Raw genomic sequence first — 17,327 nt, forward strand, 5'->3', positions numbered from 1 at the left:
TTCAGGAAGCTTTTGACCGCGGATTGGTCAAACGAGAAGAGCTATTTATAACCTCTAAATTGTGGAATGATTCTCATAAAGGCAACGATGTACGACCGGCCTTAGAGAAGACCTTGAAAGACCTTCGACTGGATTATTTGGATCTGTATTTGATCCACTGGCCTGTGGCCTTTCAGCCTGGAGTGACCTTTCCGGAGAATCCAAGTCAGTACGCTTCTCTGAATGAAATTCCATTGGAAGAAACTTGGTCAGCAATGGAAGCTGCCAAGAAAGACGGTTTGGCCAAACACATTGGCGTATCCAACTTTAGCATTCCAAAACTCAAGCGTGTGATGGCCAATGCTGAGGAGGCTCCAGAAATGAATCAGGTGGAAGGGCACCCACTACTCCAACAGCCTAAATTGCATAGCTTTTGCAAGGAAAATGGAATCTTAATCACGGCCTATTCGCCTTTAGGCTCTACAGATCGATCTGACGCCATGAAGGCAGAAGATGAGCCGAATATGTTTGAGCTTCCAGAGATCAAAGCCATAGCTGATAAACATGAAGTTACCCCTGCTCAAGTCCTTTTAGGTTGGCATGTGAACAGAGGAAATACGGTGATTCCAAAATCGACCAATAAAGGCCGTCAGGCTCAGAATCTCGCTGCCGCAGATCTATCACTCTCCGAAGAGGATATGAATACAATCGCTGGGTTAGATCGTCATTTCCGCTATGTCAATGGCAAATTCTTTGAGAACCAAGAAAAAGGTTATGTGAATATTTATGATGATTAATTTGCAGCTTTAAGCTAACTAACCCATAAATCATGGCCAAATCAGACACCAGTCATCACGACGAGCGGATCGCCAATATGGTCTTTGATTCCATACTTCCGCATAATATCAGCAAGGTTGAAAAGAAAGGGCGAACCCAAGAGGAAATGTACCAGGTAATGGAGTGGCTTACTGGCTATAATAAAGACCAAGTGCTGACTCACGCAGAAAATAAAACCAACTTTAGGGATTTCTTTGCCGGCTGCACCCTAAACCCGAATGCACATTTAATCACCGGAGTTATCTGCGGCTATCGCGTGGAAGAGATCACCAATGAGACCACACGCAATTCCCGCTATTTGGATAAGCTAATTGACGAACTTGCCTGTGGTAAAAAAATGGAAAGTATCCTCAGAAAACCCAAAGCCTAAGCATATGAAGTTCTCCTTGGTGGCATTAACAATAGTTCTCTTTATGTCGTGCGGAAACACAGAACAAAACCCCAAAGATGATTCAAACAACACTTGGACTTATACTTACCTTAAAGCCAAGCCAGGACAAAAAGAAAATTTAAAGTCGTTTTTAGAGGCCAATTGGCTTAAAATGGATAGTGTTGCTATATCCCGTGGACTCTTTAATGATTATGAACTTCTTGTGAACGCGGATAATAACGAAACTGCAGCATGGGATTTTATAGTGGCGGTTGAATACTATACTCCAACAACCTACGCTGATATCTCCGATGAATGGGAATTAATACAAGAGGAGCATCAAACCGTACTAATTGACGGTTTGTCGTTTAAAGATCTCGGCAGCTACCTTAAAACAGATACACTGTTCAAGGAAGACTAGATTTACTTCGCAATATTGACCGCTCGCGTTTCGCGAATCACCGTAACCTTTACTTGCCCAGGATAAGTCATGTCTGTCTGTATCTTTTGAGAAATCTCAAAAGATAACTGTGCCGCCTTATCATCGCTGACCTTTTCAGATTCAACCATCACACGTAGTTCACGTCCAGCTTGGATCGCATAGGCTTTAGTTACACCGCTGAATCCGAAGGCAATATCCTCCAAGTCCTTAAGACGCTGAATATAAGAATCCAATACCTGTCTACGCGCTCCTGGTCTCGCACCAGAGATGGCATCACAAACCTGTACAATTGGAGACAGTAAAGAAGTCATCTCGATCTCGTCGTGGTGGGCACCAATCGCATTGCAAACGTCTGGTTTTTCGCCATACTTCTCCGCCCATTGCATTCCCAATAAGGCGTGAGGTACTTCGGTTTCGTTTTCAGGAACTTTACCGATATCGTGCAGCAAACCGGCACGTTTGGCCAGTTTTGGATTCAATCCGAGTTCAGAGGCCATTACTCCGCAAAGCTTGGCCACTTCACGTGAGTGTTGCAATAAGTTTTGTCCGTAAGAGGAACGATACTTCATACGCCCTACGGTCTTGATCAATTCCGGATGCAATCCGTGAATACCTAGATCAATTGCGGTTCTTTTACCTACCTCTGCGATCTCCTCGTTGATCTGTTTGGTGGTCTTTTTAACGATCTCCTCAATACGGGCTGGGTGAATACGTCCATCTGTTACTAATTTGTGCAAAGACAGTCGTGCCACTTCGCGGCGTACTGAATCAAAACAAGACAGGATGATCGCCTCTGGAGTGTCGTCCACAATGATCTCTACTCCTGTCGCAGCTTCTAGGGCGCGAATATTACGTCCCTCACGACCAATGATTCGACCTTTAACATCATCGCTTTCCAAGTTGAACACAGAGACACAGTTCTCAATGGATTCTTCAGTTCCGATACGCTGAATGGTGTTGATCACTACCTTTTTAGCCTCTTGTTGCGCGGTGAGTTTTGCTTCTTCAATGGAAGACTGAATAAAAGCCATAGCATCTGTCTTGGCCTCTTCTCGCAAGCTCTCAATAAGTTGTTCTTTAGCGTCTTCTGCAGATAGGCTAGAGATCACCTCCAACTGTTCTACCTGACGGCGGTGAACCTTCTCAACTTCTGCCTGGCGCTTATCCAAAAAGTTCAAACGGTCGTCGTATTCTTTCTTCTTAGACTCTAGAGAAGAGTTAAGTTTTTTATTTCGGGAAAGTTCGTTGGATACTTGTGATTCTTTGTCGCGGGTGCGCTTTTCTGCTTCTGACATCTTCTTTTCACGATTGAGAATCACCTTTTCGTGTTCTGCCTTGAGTTCTATAAATTTCTCTTTGGCCTGAAGTATCTTGTCTTTCTTGATGCTTTCTGCCTCACTTTTGGCTTCTTTTACAATGCTAATAGCATTCTTTTTAGCCTCCCCGACAAGTTGGGAACCTTTAGACTTTTCGAGCATTTTAGCGATTACAAATCCTAGAATGAGCCCGCCCAATCCCAAGGCGATATATATGATAGTTGTATCCATTTGATGGTGTGATTATGAATAACCATTCACTTCGATAAAGCAGATTATTCAGTATATAATTATAGGGTCACAACTTTGAGTTTTTATTTAACCGAAAATGAGCATTAGCTTGGTTAGCCGAGGCATTCTGCGCAACGCATAGCAGCGCTACGCGTAAGCGGAATAACGAAGGGTAAACGGGCTAAGGCCATTTTTTAGGAGATGAAAACTCGAAGTTGGGATCCCTAAAAAAAAGCCTACATCGATAGCGATAAATTGTATAAACTCCTTAAAAACAAGTTTAGGGCTAACAAGCTGGTCAAGGATCCGTTCAAAGACGGCCTGCTTTTACAGCTTCAACTCACCCTTTTTAAAGAATTCCTGTTGAGTTTACCAAATTTGTATCAATGTAGGCAGTAACCTAGTTTTATTTAAAGAACGTTTAGGACATATGGTCCTGGAGTAATTGATCCAAAGAAGCGAGTTTTGCTTCGATCTCTTCCAGGTCGTTATCCTTATCTATAGAACGTTGCTCTACTTGAGCTGCAAACTGTAAGGCACACATGGCCAGTACGTCTTGTTTGTCTCTTACCGCATAGTTCTGTTCAAAACGCTGAATCATCTGCTCGATCTTTTTGGCCGCCTTTCTCAAGCCCTCTTCTTTGTCAGGGCTTATGGTTAAAGGGTAGACTCTATCGGCTACAGAGAGTTTTATTTTTAGCGTTTCGGCCATATTTATTCGGACATCTGGGCTATACAGTGATCCAGTTCCCGTACTAATGCATTTATTTTGAGCTTCGTTTCTCGTTTATATTGGTCGCTGCCCAGCATTGCATTGGCCGTCTTTAGGGTTTCATACTTTTGCTTCCACCCGTTGATGTCTTCCATGATTTCCTGCTTCTGTTGCTTTAAAGCAGTCAATTCCTGTTGCAACTCCATATTGGATTTACGCAACAAATCGCTTCTGTGTAGAAGCTTACTGATTCTATTTTCTAGTGAATCAACAATTTGAGAAAGATCACTCATAGTGGCCAGTCATTCAATGCTAACTACACAAAGTTAACATACCCCTTCTAATAAGCCAATAATTTTAAAGTTTTTTTAAGCCTAGGGCATGGGCGGGAATTTGGTCTAAAAATTGGGGGCTTAATTTTATATACTCAGACATATTTAGGGTAGTTCTGCGTTGTATTATTTTGTATCATTACTTTTTGGAACAGCAACCTCAATTTCAATTTACATTTATGAACCGAATTTCACTTTGGTTACTCCTCTGCCTTTGTTTTATTGCTGATGGACTCGCGCAAGCACCAGAAGTCCCTCAGGACTACTTTTCCAATCCGATGGAAATTCCACTGATTCTCTCGGGAAGCTTTGGGGAACTCCGCAGTAACCATTTTCATTCTGGTTTAGATATTAAAACGCAACAACGCATTGGTATTCCTATTTACGCACCTGCGGATGGGTTTGTGAGTCGAATAAAAGTTGCTCATTACGGCTACGGTAAGGCGCTTTACATCAAGCATCCAAACGGCTATTCAACAGTATATGCACATTTAAGTAATTATGCTGGAGACATTCAAGATTATGTAAAGGGTCAGCAGTACAAAAAGGAGTCTTATGTCATTGAGCTTTTCCCCGAAGCGGAAATGCTCCCCGTAAAAAAAGGAGACTTGATCGCTTATTCGGGTAATAGCGGCAGCAGCGGAGGGCCCCACCTTCACTTTGAGATTCGCGATGGGAATTCCCGCCCGATGAACCCTATGCTGTTTGGCGTGGAAATCTCAGACGGCAAAAAACCCTTGATCAACAGCGTGATTGCTTATCCGCAGAGCTCTGAAGCACATATCAATAATGCCTTCAAGCCAGTGAAACTTAGATTGATCCCGCAGAAGGACGGCTCCTTTAAAACCGAAAAGGTAAAAGCCATTGGGCAGATCGGCTTTGGAATTTCCGCCTATGACCAAATGGATGGCGCCTCCAACAAAAATGGAGTCTACGAGATCAAAACAAGCTACAATGGCGAAACCAAATTGGAAGTCCTTTTTGATCGATTCAGCTTTAATGAAACCCGTTACTTGAATCAATACATCGATTACGGTTATTGGCAACGCAACAAAAGCCGCGTCCAACGTCTTTTTGTAGCTCCTAACAACCCTTTGAGTCTTTTTAAGAATCAAGATGCCAGCGGACTTATTGAAGTAGAAGAAGGATTCCAAGGGGTTTACTCCATCACTGTAAAAGATTTTCAAGACAATACCGTTCGCATAGACATTCCGATAGAGGGCACCTCTACCACGAGCACTCCAAAGGCTGAAGACAACGATGGACTAAATTTTGTGAGCGCTGCAGAAAACACTTCCATAACTAAAGGAAAATTCTCTGTCTTTATTCCTAGCAACAGTCTTTATGAAGATGTGTATTTGGATATAGAAGCCGAGGCAGATACTTTGGATTTCCATTACGATGAAGTCCCGATCCACAAAAACATTACCATCAGCTTTGATGCGAGCAACTATTCCGAAAAGGACCTCTCCAAGTTGTTTATTGGACGTTTGAACTACAAAGGAGAGCCGTATTACAACACCACCTATCGGAAAGGCAAAAAACTATCGATCCGCACCAGAACCTTTGGAACCTATGCGCTAGCATCGGATCTGGAAGCACCAACCATTAGCCCAGAGAACTTTCAGGATCAAAAATGGATCAGCAACAACAAAACCCTAAAGATCAAGATCGAGGATGAAGGCAGCGGCATTAAGTCCTACCGCGCTACACTCAACGGCAAATTCATCCTTATGGAATATAATTACAAAAAGGACGTTTTAACTTATGATTTCGGGGATAATATCAGCACTGATACCGAAAACAATTTGAAGTTGGTTGTAGTAGATAATGTGGGAAATAGTACTACATTTGAAGCAACCTTTTTTAGAAAACAATCATAACCAACGCGTTTGAAACCTTCTAGACTCCCGTTTTTATTATTCTTTGTATTACTCACTTCTTTTGTTCACGCTCAAACGGCGACCGTTAGAGGTATCGTTTTTGACCCGGATAACAACCCTCTGGACTCAGCAAACGTAACCTATGCCGATGGAGGAACACTCACTGATTTCAGTGGATTCTATTTCCTGGAAATTCCCGCAAACGAAGAAGTGGTGGTCACCTTTACCCACGTGGGACACAAAATGGTGCAGATTCGCTTGAACCTAGACAGTAATGAAGATTACGAGTTCAACCCGCAGATGCAGGTGGATGTTACTCAGATCACAGAAGTAGTGATCACGGGGCGTGAAAACAAACAAGTTCAAGGGGTAACTTCTATTTCTCCTGCAACGGTGCGTAGAATTCCTGGAGCCAACGCTGGAGTTGAGAATTTGATCAAATCCTTGCCGGGAGTTGGTGGAAACGATGAGCTCAGTACGCAGTATACAGTGCGTGGAGGTAACTTTGATGAAAACCTGCTCTACGTGAATGAGATTGAGGTATACAGGCCCTTTTTGATCAGAAGTGGACAACAAGAAGGATTGAGTTTTGTCAATACAGACTTGACTTCTTCTGTAGATTTTTCTGCAGGAGGATTCCAAGCCAAGTACGGAGATCGTTTGTCTTCTGTACTCGACATTACCTATAAGAAACCCACAGAATTTGAAGCCAGTGCAGATTTGAGCCTTTTGGGTGCAAGTGTATCGGCAGGAAGTATTTCAAACGACGGTCGCTTGAGCGGAATGGTTGGTTTGCGCTACCGCGATAACAGCCTTTTTGTAAACGCCAAACAAACCGAGACTAACTTTAGACCGCGCTTTGCAGACGCCCAGGCCTATTTGAACTACAAAGTCAATAATCGGTTTGATTTGAGCTTTTTAGGGAATGCGGCAATCAACAGATACAGTTTTGAACCACAAACCCGTCAAACCAATTTTGGAACCTTAGCGGATCCTATCTCCTTGCTCATTTTTTATGAAGGCCAGGAAGAAGACCGCTACGATACTTATTTTGGTGCTTTAAAGGGAACCTATTTAGTCTCTGAGAACTATACGGCCAAATTCATCGCTTCCATCTTCCAAACACAGGAACAGGAATACTTTGACATCTTTGCCAACTACCGTTTGGGACAGGTAAACAACAATATTGGAGACGAGAATCTCGGAGAAGTTGAATTCAGCGAAGGAATTGGATCACAACTCACCCATGCCAGAAACGACCTGGATGCTTTGATCATCAATGTAGAGCACAAAGGAAACTTGGCTGTTGGAGACAATAAATTTGAATACGGCGTGAAATACACTCGTGAGGATATCATTGACCGTGTAGAGGAATATGAGATCATTGACTCGGCAGGCTTTTCCATCCGTCCACCCTTAGTGGAATTTAGAAACGACCAACCCTACAGCCCGAACGCAACACCAATAGTTCCTTTCAATACCATTCGCGCTCAAAATGATGTGCAGACCAACCGATTCTCGGGATATGCGCAATGGAGTCGCAAAACCACTTGGGGAAGCAGCGATGTATGGCTAAACGCCGGTGTTCGCGCACACAATTGGACGGTTTCTGGAGATAATATTGAATCGGTGACTCAAACGGTGGTAAGCCCTAGAGTACAGTTTGCTATTAAGCCGGATTGGGACATGGACATGTTGTTCCGTCTCTCTGGTGGTTTTTACCATCAGCCTCCTTTCTATCGTGAGTTGAGGGATTCTACTGGAACGGTTCAACCAGGCGTTAAAGCGCAACAATCCATCCACATTGTAGTGGGTAACGATTACAGCTTTAAGCTTTGGGGGCGCCCATTTACCTTGAATTCAGAGATCTATTATAAAGACCTGACCGACGTCAATCCATATACTTTAGAAAACGTTCGTATACGCTACCGGGCTCGCAACAATGCTGTTGCCTATGCCTACGGATTGGATATGCGTCTAGCGGGTGAGTTTGTGCCTGGAACAGAAAGTTGGGTCAGTATGGGCTTTATGAAGACCGAGGAGAATATTGATGATCGCGGGTATATTTTTAGGCCTACCGATCAGCGCTTTAAAATCGCCATTCTCTTCCAAGATTACGTGCCTGTGATCCCACAATTGAAAGCTTATTTGAATTTGGTCTATAACACTGGATTACCGGCAGGTTCGCCGAGTTATGCAGATCCATATGATTTCCAAACTCGACTGAGAGACTATCGCCGCGCTGACGTAGGTGTGTCTTATGTATTGGTGGATCAGCAGGACTTCAAACGCGAAAACGGCTTCTTGAGCAACTTTAAAGAATTGAGCTTCGGAGCAGAGATCTTCAACATCTTTGACGTGAGAAACTCCATCACCAGCACTTTTGTACGCGATGTGAACTCGAAGGTTCAGTTTTCCATCCCGAACTTCTTAACGCCTCGTGTATTCAACCTGAGGTTAAGAATGAAGTTCTAACAACTAGCTTTCAATAAATTCTTTTAGAATACCTACTACGTAATCGATCTCCTCTTTTGTATTGAAGATGCTGAAAGAGAAACGCAAGGAAGGTTTTTTGAGGTCTTCTTCACTCAAAAAGGCCGAAAGCACATGAGATGCTCCAGTACTTCCACTTTGACATGCACTTCCTTTGGAACAGGCAATACCTTTTAGATCCATTTGAAACAAGAGCATCAAAGCCTTTTGTGGTGGAATAGGTAGACAGACGTTCAATAGTGTATACGTGCTCTGCGAAGGATCCGCACAACTGCCATTAAAATTGATTCCTGGCATATGCTCCTTGAGCTGCGCAATGAAATAATCCTTGATTCCTTGGATATAGGCACGTTCTTCTTCTAAATTGGCATAAGCCATCTCTAGGGCCTTAGCCATACCTACAATATTGTGTGTTGACTCTGTACCAGCACGCATACCGCGCTCTTGAGCTCCTCCAAAGATCAATGGTTTTAAACCGGTATCCTTTCTAACGTAAGCAAAACCAGCACCTTTTGGCCCGTGGAATTTGTGTGCGGCCACGACAGCAAAATCAATTCCAGAAGCACCTAGATCCACATCGTAATGTCCAATAGACTGCACAGTGTCGGAATGAAAATAGGCTCCAGCTTCTTTGGTCATTGCAGCGACGCGCTCTACGTCAAGCTTAGTTCCTACCTCATTATTGATATGCATAAGACTAACGAGGGTCTTTTTAGAGGTGTCTGAAAGTAATTCGGCCAAATGCTCGTAGTCTATATTGCTGCATTTTTTGATGTTAACCCAATCGGCTTGAATTCCTCTATCTGCTGCCAACTCCTCTATGGTATGTAAAACAGCGTGGTGCTCGATGGGAGAAGAAATGATTCGCTCTACACCAAGATCACGCACACAGCTTTGTAAGATCAAATTGTCAGCCTCTGTTCCTCCTGAGGTAAAAATGATCTCTCCGGGATGCACATTGAGTTGTTTGGCAATGTCCTTTCGGGCTTTTTCAATAAGCGATTTAGACGCTCGCCCACTGTGGTGGGTGGAAGAGGGATTCCCAAAAGAATCGGCAAGCACGGCGGTCATGGTTTCTACCACTTCTGGACGAAGTTGCGTGGTTGCAGCTGAATCTAGATATACAGTTTTCAGAGCCTTAAAATTTAGTTATTGTTGGTTAAAGTATAGCAAAAATAACATATTTCGAGTATTTTCGTTTTTAGTACTGTCTGCGGACTTTTTTTTGATCTATGAAACGATTTACCTCCCGACTTTTATTACTCTTAAGCCTTGTTATCACTGCTATTTCTTGTGATGATGGAGACATTATTGTAACTACTTTTGACTTTGATGATATTGCACTTACGAACTGCGGAGAGGTAGGAGATTACGTCTTCTTTAAGGTCAATAACACCAATTTGGAATCCATCTCTTTGGTTTTAGGAACCAGCGATGAAATTTACCTTTCTACTGCAGAGCGCACTTATGCGCTAAACGGTACTAGCAATTTTGTGAATTACCGAACGTATACCGGAGAAGTTGACGCCAGCTTCTTTTGCAGCAATGTGACTCCATCAGAACCTCAAATAGTTGATGATTTCGCCGGAAATTCTGGAGATGCTGTATTGGATGTGATTGCTGTTGAGGATGACAACGACGGAATCGCCTTAGACAATGAGCTGGATGAGCTCAATGAAGATGGTGATGATGACCCATTCACGAATCCTTTGGATACGGACGGAGATGGTCTTCCTGATTATATCGATTTTGATGACGATGGGGATAATATTCCTACAGAGAATGAGCTCGATAATGAAAATGCAGACGGTGATGACAACCCTTTTACAAACCCAAGAGATACCGATAATGACGGGATTCCAGATTATCTAGACCCGGATGACGATGGAGACGGTATTCTTACCCGTAATGAGGACACCAATTCCAATGAGAATCCAGCTGACGATGTGACCGATCCTTCTGTAGGCCCGGACTATTTAAATCCAGCGGTCGCTAATGAAACGGTTGTGGAATCTTACCGCCAACACAGCTTTACTTTAAATACGTCTGTTACTGTGACACTCCTAGATTTGGTGCTAAGTAATGGTACTGAGGAATTGATTCGTGAGTCATTATTCTTAGGAACTATTGATGACGCCTTCAACGCGACATTCACCGTAACACCGGAGTTTACCAACGACTAGCTTTTTGGCTTACATGTATTAGTGTAGCGCCTTGCCCGTATTTTTGATAGTCTGCCGGTTCATGGCGTAAACCGTCATAACGGCCTATAAGAAAGTGCAGCTCTGCCTTGAGCACCCCTTCTCCCACTCCGTGAATCAGGACTAATTTGGGAAGCTTTTTTTGGATTGCCAAATCGATACTTCGCTTGGCTCTATCCAATTGGATCTCCAAATGCTCATGAGGCATCAAACGACGATGATCCTTTACCAATTTTTCAATATGCAAATCCACCTCCATAGGCGGAATGGTCTTGGCTCTTTTGGGTTGTTGCTTCTGCTTGTGTTTCTTGCGTGCTTCTTGTTGCACTTCTTTCTGCTTGTGCGCAGCGGCAGCCATATTTAATGGTTGATGGGCTAGCTGCGGAACGAGTTCATAGAGTTCAAATTCCAATTCGAATCCATCCTCAGTTCTTACAAGGGCTATTCCTTGATCAATAGAAACGATTACTCCTTGGGTATTATCTTCGATAGCCTCCACGCGATCACCAATGGAAAAACCCTGATTAACTGCCATTTAACGTCATTTAGACCAGATTACACGTAATTTTCAGGTAATTTATCGATTTTGTTCTTGGAACGTTTAGTTTTTTCCTACTTTTATGACAAATAATAGTACTTGCCCCCAATAAGTACACCCATAACTTGTTGAAAACCATGAAAAAACTAGTGTTAGTCTCATGCTTTGCAGCTGGTCTCACTTCAGCAATCGCACAGCTTTCTGTCCGACCGAATCCTACTTCTTCGACGGACTCCTATATCTATGTGAACGATCAGGTTCTCTATGTAGATGATGAAATTAATTTGACTTTAAACACAAACGATCCCACTACAGAAGCTAGTATTTATTTACGCGGCAACAGTCAGCTTATTCAGGGAAACACAGGAGCTGGAGCCAATTCAGGTACCGGTCTACTCTCTGTTTATCAGCAAGGATTCGCCGATCGTTATGAATATAACTTTTGGGCATCTCCTGTAGGAAGTGCTTCCGGAGCCGCTGGAAACGAATATTTCGGTATTCGAAAATTCCATGAGGTTGTAGATATAACGGATAGTGATCAAGCCTTAAGGACAGCTGGATTTAACGGAACATCCAGCCCCTTGACCATTTCGACGCGTTGGATCTGGAAGTATACAGCAGGTACCACCTACTCAGATTGGGTATATGTGGGCCAAAACACTACCGTGGGCCCTGGTCAAGGATTCACCATGAAAGGCGTGGATGTTGGCGCAGATTTAGCCAGTACTCCTCAACAGGAATACGACTTTAGAGGAAAACCTAATAGCGGTAATATTACCAATGCGGTACTTGAAGATCAATTGACCTTGATCGGTAATCCCTATCCTTCAGCTGTTGATTTACAAGAATTTTTTGACGGGAATCCCGACGTTGATGCGCAAGCTTTCTACTGGGAGCAAGATCATGCGGTTAACTCGCATTATCTAAATGCTTATCAAGGAGGATATGCGGTATGGACTGCAGACGGCACGGCAGATGGTTTCTATCAGCCAGCAATCTTTTTATCATACGCAGGTGATGGTTCTTCCGGACCTCCAACTGGGACAAGCGGAACTGCCTTAATTGAGCGTCGTTATGCTCCTATTGGCCAAGGTTTTATGGTACGTGGAGCTGCTAATGGCTCGGTGACTATGCGTGATGAATATCGTGAGTATGTTGTGGAAGGTGCCGCTACCTTTTCTGAGTTTAAAAGCGGCTCAAGTAGCAGCGCAACAGCCATGGACATTGACGATGAAGCTGAGGAAGACACTGACCCAGAAAGTCAACGAGAGCGTCCGTTTGTAAGACTAACCGCCTTTGTAAATGATAACTTTGCCTCACCTGTAGCACTCTTATTCTATGAAAAGGCCACATTTGGCGAAGACCGAGGGATGGATGCGAAGAGCCCAAGAGACTTTGAAAATGATATTTATTGGAGTATTGCTGATGATCCCGACAATGAATACATCATTCAAACGGTACCGTTTCAAAAAGATGCAATGATACCATTGGCTTTCAAAGTTGGTGAAACATCGACCTTTAGACTGTACGTTACAGAACGTGTAGCGTTTAATAAAGATATGTACCTTTTTGATGCCGTAAACAATACGTATCAAGAACTTAACAAGGAATATTATACAGAAGTAAACGACCTTGCTCCTGGGATATACGAAGACCGTTTCTTCGTAACCTTTATGAAAGCAGAAAATCCTGCTACGGCTGCCACAGCTGCAGTAGAAGCGAAAGTACAAGTGTTCCAGAATAATTCTTCCAAGCAAGTAGAAATCTTGAATGATGAGTTATTGGTTTTGGAGACCGCTACCTTGTATGATATCAACGGACGCACTTTGTGGACGCGCAGTGATCTTGGTGATGACGCACGCTACTCCTACCCTACAGGACTTCTCGCTGATGGTATTTACATTCTGAGAATCCAAACAAAAGACGGAGCGATTAAAACAGAAAAACTCCGAGTGTTGAACAAATAACAACCCTCAAATTAAGTATAGTTAAAATCCCCATTAAAAATGGGGATTTTTTATTTGCCTGATATTTTTATTACTTTCAAACTTTCAGGCAAAATGCCTTCACAACCAATCAACTAAATAACCATGGAAGAAAATCAAAAGAAACCTAAAAACTATCTTGTAGAATCCATCCTTGTAACCATTTTTTGCTGTTTGATCTTCGGGATCATTGGAATTGTAAATGCCGCTAAGGTGAATTCTGAGTATGAAGCGGGCAATATTGAAGTTGCACTAGCCGCCTCTAAGCAAGCCAAAACTTGGACCCTCTGGGGCTTTATTATAGGTATCTTACAATACGTAATAGTAGCCATCATCTATTTCGTAATAGGGATTGCAGCACTTGGGAATTTGGGCTAGTGAAAATCAGCTTTAAAAACATTATCCTTGCATCTATACCAGTAGTAGCTTTACTACTGGTATATTATTTTTACAATCCAGAAGATTTCAATTGGTTTCCCAAATGTCCTTTTTATAGTTTGACAGGGGTTTATTGTCCGGGTTGCGGAAGCCAAAGGGCCTTGCACAGCTTGGTTCATTTAGAGTTTGGTAAGACTGCTTCCTTTAATTTTTTATTCCTACCAGCTCTTGGAGTAGTCCTCTACAATTTTGGGGTCACTGTCTATAATCAACTATCTAAAAAGCAAATCACCAACTACATTTACAAACCCATCTTTCCAAAAGTGGTTTTGATCATTGTGTTGGTGTTCTGGGCTCTGAGAAATATTCCCTTTCAGCCATTTTGCTATTTAGCACCTTGATTAGTGCTTCACAAAGCGTTCCGTAATTGTGTTTTGATTGCTTGTAACTTTCAATACAAATACACCTGCAGCAAGGCTTGATACGTCGATCTGTGCAGTATTTGTTGCATTTAACTCGCCACTGAGTACATTTTGGCCTAAAGTGTTATAGATGACATAAGAATCCATAGGCTCCAGTGTATGCTGTAAATTCAGAATTTCGGTAGCGGGATTAGGATAAAGCGTAAATCCTTGATTGAATGCTCGATCTTCTGTACTTAGAATGGCATTGTCTTCAATTATGGTAACGGTTTGATTGGCGTTGAGATCTGTATAAATATCTACAATTCCACTGGGCCAGTATACTTTAACTTGATCTACAGTCATGGCATCACCAATACCAAAGAACTCTGCCTCTGAATTTTGACTTAAATAGCCCTCTATAGTCGCTGTAAAGCGATACTGAGTCAGTCCATTGGCCAAAAGCTCTATACGTGCTCCAATACCATCACGATTGCTAACAGTTCCTTCCAATTTGACCTTAAAGTAGTTGTTATCATTGAGCTCTCCGGTTTTATTTTTCCAAATATAGTCCTGATAAGGATCGCGATTAGCCACCACAATATCTGGATATCCGTCGTTATCAATATCTCCCATGGCGTTACCATAAGAAAAGGCCAGATCCTCTTCAAATCCTTGACCAATTACGCGCTCAAAAGTTGCATCACCTTGATTGTCATAATAAGCTGCTGGTAAAACTCCTCCACCATCTGTCGCGAATTGTCCGCTGACGTACAAATCTAAATAGCCATCCAAGTCTCCATCAAGCCAAACAGCTCCCCAGGAGAAATAACCGAATTGCACCCCAGCACTTATTGCCATATTGCTAAAGGTTTCATCACCATTATTTTTCATCAAATAATTTCCCGGATCGGGGTCACTTGAATCTATTGTGGTATTAGTAATATAGATATCCACATAACCATCGTAATCATACTCTTCAATGGCCGAACTCATCGCGTTCATTTGATAATCTGAACCTGAGAAAAAACTGATATCAGAAAAAGTTCCATTGCCCAAGTTTTTATACATGACGTTTTTACTCACCAATCGGTCATTGATCAAGTAAATTTCCATATGACCATCATTGTTGATGTCGTAAAATGTTCCTTGAAAACTAAGTTCAGATCGATTACCGATCAACGTTTCATCATTGACCAAAGTAAAAGTTCCATCACCGTTATTTTTAAATAACATATTGGGATCCACTTGGTCCAAATCACGATTGGCCAAAAAGACATCTAAGAGGCCATCGTTGTCGAAGTCACCCCATGACGCTGAATTAGTGAATACATTGGTAGTCGGAAAGCCTGCAGCCTCCGTAATGTCTACAAAACTAAAATCGTCATTGCGGTAAAATTTATTGGGGCCAGATTCGCAAGAAACAAAGAGGTCTTTGTCACCGTCATTATCAAAATCCACCCAAACCACGCTTTTAGACGCAACTAGGGGGTCATCAATATCAAAACTTACTTCAGTGAAGCTTCCTCCGGTATTTTTGTAGAAACGAACCGGTTCTCCAGCGTTGGTGCAAACGGTAATATCATCCCAGCCGTCGTCATCAAAATCGACAAAGCTTATTCCTGTACCGTCACCAATATTTCTTATTTCATTGACTCCAAGGGCACTTCCTGATTCTTCAAAAAGCACTTGGGTGTAACCTCCGTATGCCAATAGCAAAAACGGGATCACTAGTTGAGGGATTGATCTCATTAATCGGGGGGATTAAATAAAACACCCCCAAACCGAAGCAGGGGGTGTATATCAAGATTATCTCAATAAGAGTATTCTTATTTGTTGAAAGTCATTGGTTCAACTTCTACCATCATAAATGGAGCGTCGATCGCAGATGTGTCTTTAGCACCTTTTTCTGCAACTGTAGCCGTACTCACGTACTGGATACAGATTTCCCATCCAGGAGCAGTTACAGAAGTATCAGATTCGAACACGAAAGTTAAGTTTGCTCCACTTGAAGTGAAGGTCTCACCTTGCAATTGTGTTCCTGTAAATCCATTACCTCCACCTGTTCCAGTAGAAGTCATTTGACCATTAATATCAGTTACTTCAGTGGCTCCATCTTCAATTGGTCCGTCATAAACTCTCATGAAGTCCCATCCACTTTCAATATTAAATACTTGGAATGTTGCCAAAACAACTTGACCTAGCGGCGCTGTGTAGGTAGATGTAATATCTTCACTTACACCGTAGTCTCCAGTTGTTCCTCCTGTATCAACGTAGTCTTCATCACATACTAGTGGCGGTGGAGCAGTTCCACATACTTCAGCTGACCATCCTTCAGCAGTAACTGATCCGTCCGAAGAAAACACCAAAGTCAAAGAATCGGTTGTTCCATCAACTTGTACTTGGAATAAATCACTACCAGAATAAGTTCCGATCTCAGTTGCAGTTGCATCTGCACCATCATAGATGGTTAAGAAATCACAACATCCTTCTGTATCAAAAGACGTAAAGTATAACGACATTGGTGATCCATCATCCGTGGTTACAACGCGCGTTACATCTTCATCATTACGATAGTCAAGAATTGTTCCTCCAGTATCTGCAGAGAAAGAGATAGGATCAGTACAAGTCAATACAGGTAGTGGCACGTCTCCTGGGAAACTCACTGTTCCAGTTCTTCCATTCCAAGACCAAGTTCCCTGATCTTCAGTAATGAAACAACCGGCTGTACCACCAGCGTTTTTATTAGAAAAAGAATCGTATCCCAAGTTATTTCCATCACGTGCTACAGTACTTACACCTAAGTCGTAAGTAGCTGTTGCAGGACCCCAAACAGAAGACTGGTCGAATAACCAAATTTCATTCTGAATGCCAGCATTCAATAAAATCAAACCTGGAATTCCAGTCTGTCCGAAACATGCAAAGTCAAAAGTTTCGATGGTAGTATCCGTGAAGGGATTTCCTGATGGAGACAATACAAAAGACTCTGTAATAACCTCTCCCGCGCCAGCAGGGTGTGGTGTTCCATCACTAATTAAGTTCCATACTCCAGTGAAGGCACCGTCACTGTCATCCACATAAGTACCTAAAGAAACAACACCTCTTTGTGTGCTGAATTCTTTGTAAACGTGGCTAATCCCGTCCTTACCGTTAATGGTCACATCACTAACAACAGGATTACTTAAGTCTGAAATGTCAAAAGAAAACGTACCAGCTACACCTTAAAAGG

16 protein-coding genes and 1 other RNA gene are annotated in these 17,327 nt (G+C 42.5%); 9 read left to right on the forward strand and 8 right to left on the reverse strand.

All coding sequences use genetic code 11. The features are described 5' to 3' along the window. From HRT75_RS11100 to HRT75_RS11110, 3 genes are all read left to right on the forward strand, one after another. Positions 1-776, forward strand: a 776-nt coding sequence (locus HRT75_RS11100; RefSeq protein WP_291186560.1) for an aldo/keto reductase, incomplete at its 5' end; no start/stop codon positions are given. Positions 777-808: 32 nt separating this feature from the next. Further along, the gene (locus tag HRT75_RS11105) at positions 809-1,186 is read left to right on the forward strand and encodes a DUF2200 domain-containing protein (RefSeq protein WP_291186563.1); all 378 of its coding nucleotides are present in this window, start codon (positions 809-811) and stop codon (positions 1,184-1,186) included. Positions 1,187-1,190: 4 nt separating this feature from the next. Then, a complete protein-coding gene (locus tag HRT75_RS11110) occupies positions 1,191-1,607 on the forward strand; it encodes a hypothetical protein (RefSeq protein ID WP_291186566.1) in 417 nt (138 codons plus the stop codon). 2 nt (positions 1,608-1,609) lie between these two features. On the opposite strand, the gene rny is transcribed toward HRT75_RS11110, so the two are convergent. The 4 genes from rny to HRT75_RS11130 all read right to left on the reverse strand — a co-directional run bounded on the left by rny (position 1,610) and on the right by HRT75_RS11130 (position 4,180). Continuing rightward, a complete protein-coding gene (gene rny / locus HRT75_RS11115; RefSeq protein ID WP_291186568.1) occupies positions 1,610-3,175 on the reverse strand; it encodes a ribonuclease Y in 1,566 nt (521 codons plus the stop codon). Positions 3,176-3,436: 261 nt separating this feature from the next. After that, positions 3,437-3,544: non-coding RNA, 6S RNA (ssrS, locus tag HRT75_RS11120), on the reverse strand. A 52-nt stretch (positions 3,545-3,596) separates the two neighbouring features. Continuing rightward, positions 3,597-3,887 (reverse strand): cell division protein ZapA, encoded by a 291-nt coding sequence (locus HRT75_RS11125; protein ID WP_291186570.1) that lies wholly within the window; start codon positions 3,885-3,887, stop codon positions 3,597-3,599. Positions 3,888-3,889: 2 nt separating this feature from the next. After that, positions 3,890-4,180, reverse strand: a complete 291-nt coding sequence (locus HRT75_RS11130) for a hypothetical protein (protein ID WP_291186571.1) — start codon at positions 4,178-4,180, stop codon at positions 3,890-3,892. A gap of 218 nt (positions 4,181-4,398) precedes the next feature. On the opposite strand from HRT75_RS11130, the gene HRT75_RS11135 reads away from it, so the two are divergent. After that, entirely contained in the window at positions 4,399-6,102 is a 1,704-nt protein-coding gene (locus HRT75_RS11135; RefSeq protein ID WP_291186573.1) for a peptidoglycan DD-metalloendopeptidase family protein, read from the forward strand. A gap of 9 nt (positions 6,103-6,111) precedes the next feature. Continuing rightward, positions 6,112-8,577, forward strand: a complete 2,466-nt coding sequence (locus HRT75_RS11140; protein WP_291186574.1) for a TonB-dependent receptor plug domain-containing protein — start codon at positions 6,112-6,114, stop codon at positions 8,575-8,577. A gap of 3 nt (positions 8,578-8,580) precedes the next feature. Here the strand turns inward: HRT75_RS11140 and HRT75_RS11145 are convergent, their stop codons facing one another. Then, positions 8,581-9,729, reverse strand: a complete 1,149-nt coding sequence (locus HRT75_RS11145) for a cysteine desulfurase family protein (protein WP_291186592.1) — start codon at positions 9,727-9,729, stop codon at positions 8,581-8,583. A 98-nt stretch (positions 9,730-9,827) separates the two neighbouring features. Between HRT75_RS11145 and HRT75_RS11150 the strand changes: the two genes are divergently transcribed. Further along, positions 9,828-10,778, forward strand: coding sequence for a hypothetical protein (locus tag HRT75_RS11150; RefSeq protein WP_291186576.1), 951 nt, complete (start codon positions 9,828-9,830; stop codon positions 10,776-10,778). On the opposite strand, the gene HRT75_RS11155 is transcribed toward HRT75_RS11150, so the two are convergent. Next, positions 10,765-11,331, reverse strand: a complete 567-nt coding sequence (locus HRT75_RS11155; RefSeq protein ID WP_291186578.1) for a Smr/MutS family protein — start codon at positions 11,329-11,331, stop codon at positions 10,765-10,767. The two genes, HRT75_RS11150 and HRT75_RS11155, sit on opposite strands and share 14 nt — an antisense overlap. Before the next feature lie 140 nt (positions 11,332-11,471). Here HRT75_RS11155 and HRT75_RS11160 point away from each other — a divergent pair, with 140 nt between their 5' ends. From HRT75_RS11160 to HRT75_RS14780, 3 genes are all read left to right on the forward strand, one after another. Beyond that, entirely contained in the window at positions 11,472-13,301 is a 1,830-nt protein-coding gene (locus tag HRT75_RS11160; RefSeq protein WP_291186580.1) for a T9SS type A sorting domain-containing protein, read from the forward strand. A gap of 123 nt (positions 13,302-13,424) precedes the next feature. Next, positions 13,425-13,697: a CD225/dispanin family protein gene (locus HRT75_RS11165; protein ID WP_291186583.1), complete on the forward strand. Its 273-nt coding sequence runs from the start codon at positions 13,425-13,427 to the stop codon at positions 13,695-13,697. Beyond that, positions 13,697-14,098, forward strand: a complete 402-nt coding sequence (locus HRT75_RS14780) for a DUF2752 domain-containing protein (protein WP_366665059.1) — start codon at positions 13,697-13,699, stop codon at positions 14,096-14,098. Before HRT75_RS11165 ends, HRT75_RS14780 begins: the two co-directional genes overlap by 1 nt. Here the strand turns inward: HRT75_RS14780 and HRT75_RS11170 are convergent, their stop codons facing one another. Then, entirely contained in the window at positions 14,099-15,850 is a 1,752-nt protein-coding gene (locus tag HRT75_RS11170) for an FG-GAP-like repeat-containing protein (RefSeq protein WP_291186586.1), read from the reverse strand. Positions 15,851-15,927: 77 nt separating this feature from the next. After that, positions 15,928-17,259 carry a CUB domain-containing protein gene (locus HRT75_RS11175; RefSeq protein ID WP_291186589.1) on the reverse strand — a complete coding sequence of 444 codons (1,332 nt, stop codon included), beginning with the start codon at positions 17,257-17,259 and terminating at the stop codon, positions 15,928-15,930. Positions 17,260-17,327 lie beyond the last annotated feature (68 nt).

It is taken from the genome of Gilvibacter sp., assembly GCF_013214815.1.
Lineage (GTDB): Bacteria > Bacteroidota > Bacteroidia > Flavobacteriales > Flavobacteriaceae > Gilvibacter.

Bases quoted from the DNA above. Each gene is read 5' to 3' on its own strand.
- HRT75_RS11105 (WP_291186563.1), top strand. From the start codon at position 809: ATGGCCAAATCAGACACCAGTCATCACGACGAGCGGATCGCCAATATG.
- HRT75_RS11110 (WP_291186566.1), top strand. From the start codon at position 1,191: ATGAAGTTCTCCTTGGTGGCATTAACAATAGTTCTCTTTATGTCGTGC.
- rny (WP_291186568.1), bottom strand. From the start codon at position 3,175: ATGGATACAACTATCATATATATCGCCTTGGGATTGGGCGGGCTCATT.
- HRT75_RS11125 (WP_291186570.1), bottom strand. From the start codon at position 3,887: ATGGCCGAAACGCTAAAAATAAAACTCTCTGTAGCCGATAGAGTCTAC.
- HRT75_RS11130 (WP_291186571.1), bottom strand. From the start codon at position 4,180: ATGAGTGATCTTTCTCAAATTGTTGATTCACTAGAAAATAGAATCAGT.
- HRT75_RS11135 (WP_291186573.1), top strand. From the start codon at position 4,399: ATGAACCGAATTTCACTTTGGTTACTCCTCTGCCTTTGTTTTATTGCT.
- HRT75_RS11150 (WP_291186576.1), top strand. From the start codon at position 9,828: ATGAAACGATTTACCTCCCGACTTTTATTACTCTTAAGCCTTGTTATC.
- HRT75_RS11155 (WP_291186578.1), bottom strand. From the start codon at position 11,331: ATGGCAGTTAATCAGGGTTTTTCCATTGGTGATCGCGTGGAGGCTATC.
- HRT75_RS11160 (WP_291186580.1), top strand. From the start codon at position 11,472: ATGAAAAAACTAGTGTTAGTCTCATGCTTTGCAGCTGGTCTCACTTCA.
- HRT75_RS11165 (WP_291186583.1), top strand. From the start codon at position 13,425: ATGGAAGAAAATCAAAAGAAACCTAAAAACTATCTTGTAGAATCCATC.
- HRT75_RS11170 (WP_291186586.1), bottom strand. From the start codon at position 15,850: ATGAGATCAATCCCTCAACTAGTGATCCCGTTTTTGCTATTGGCATAC.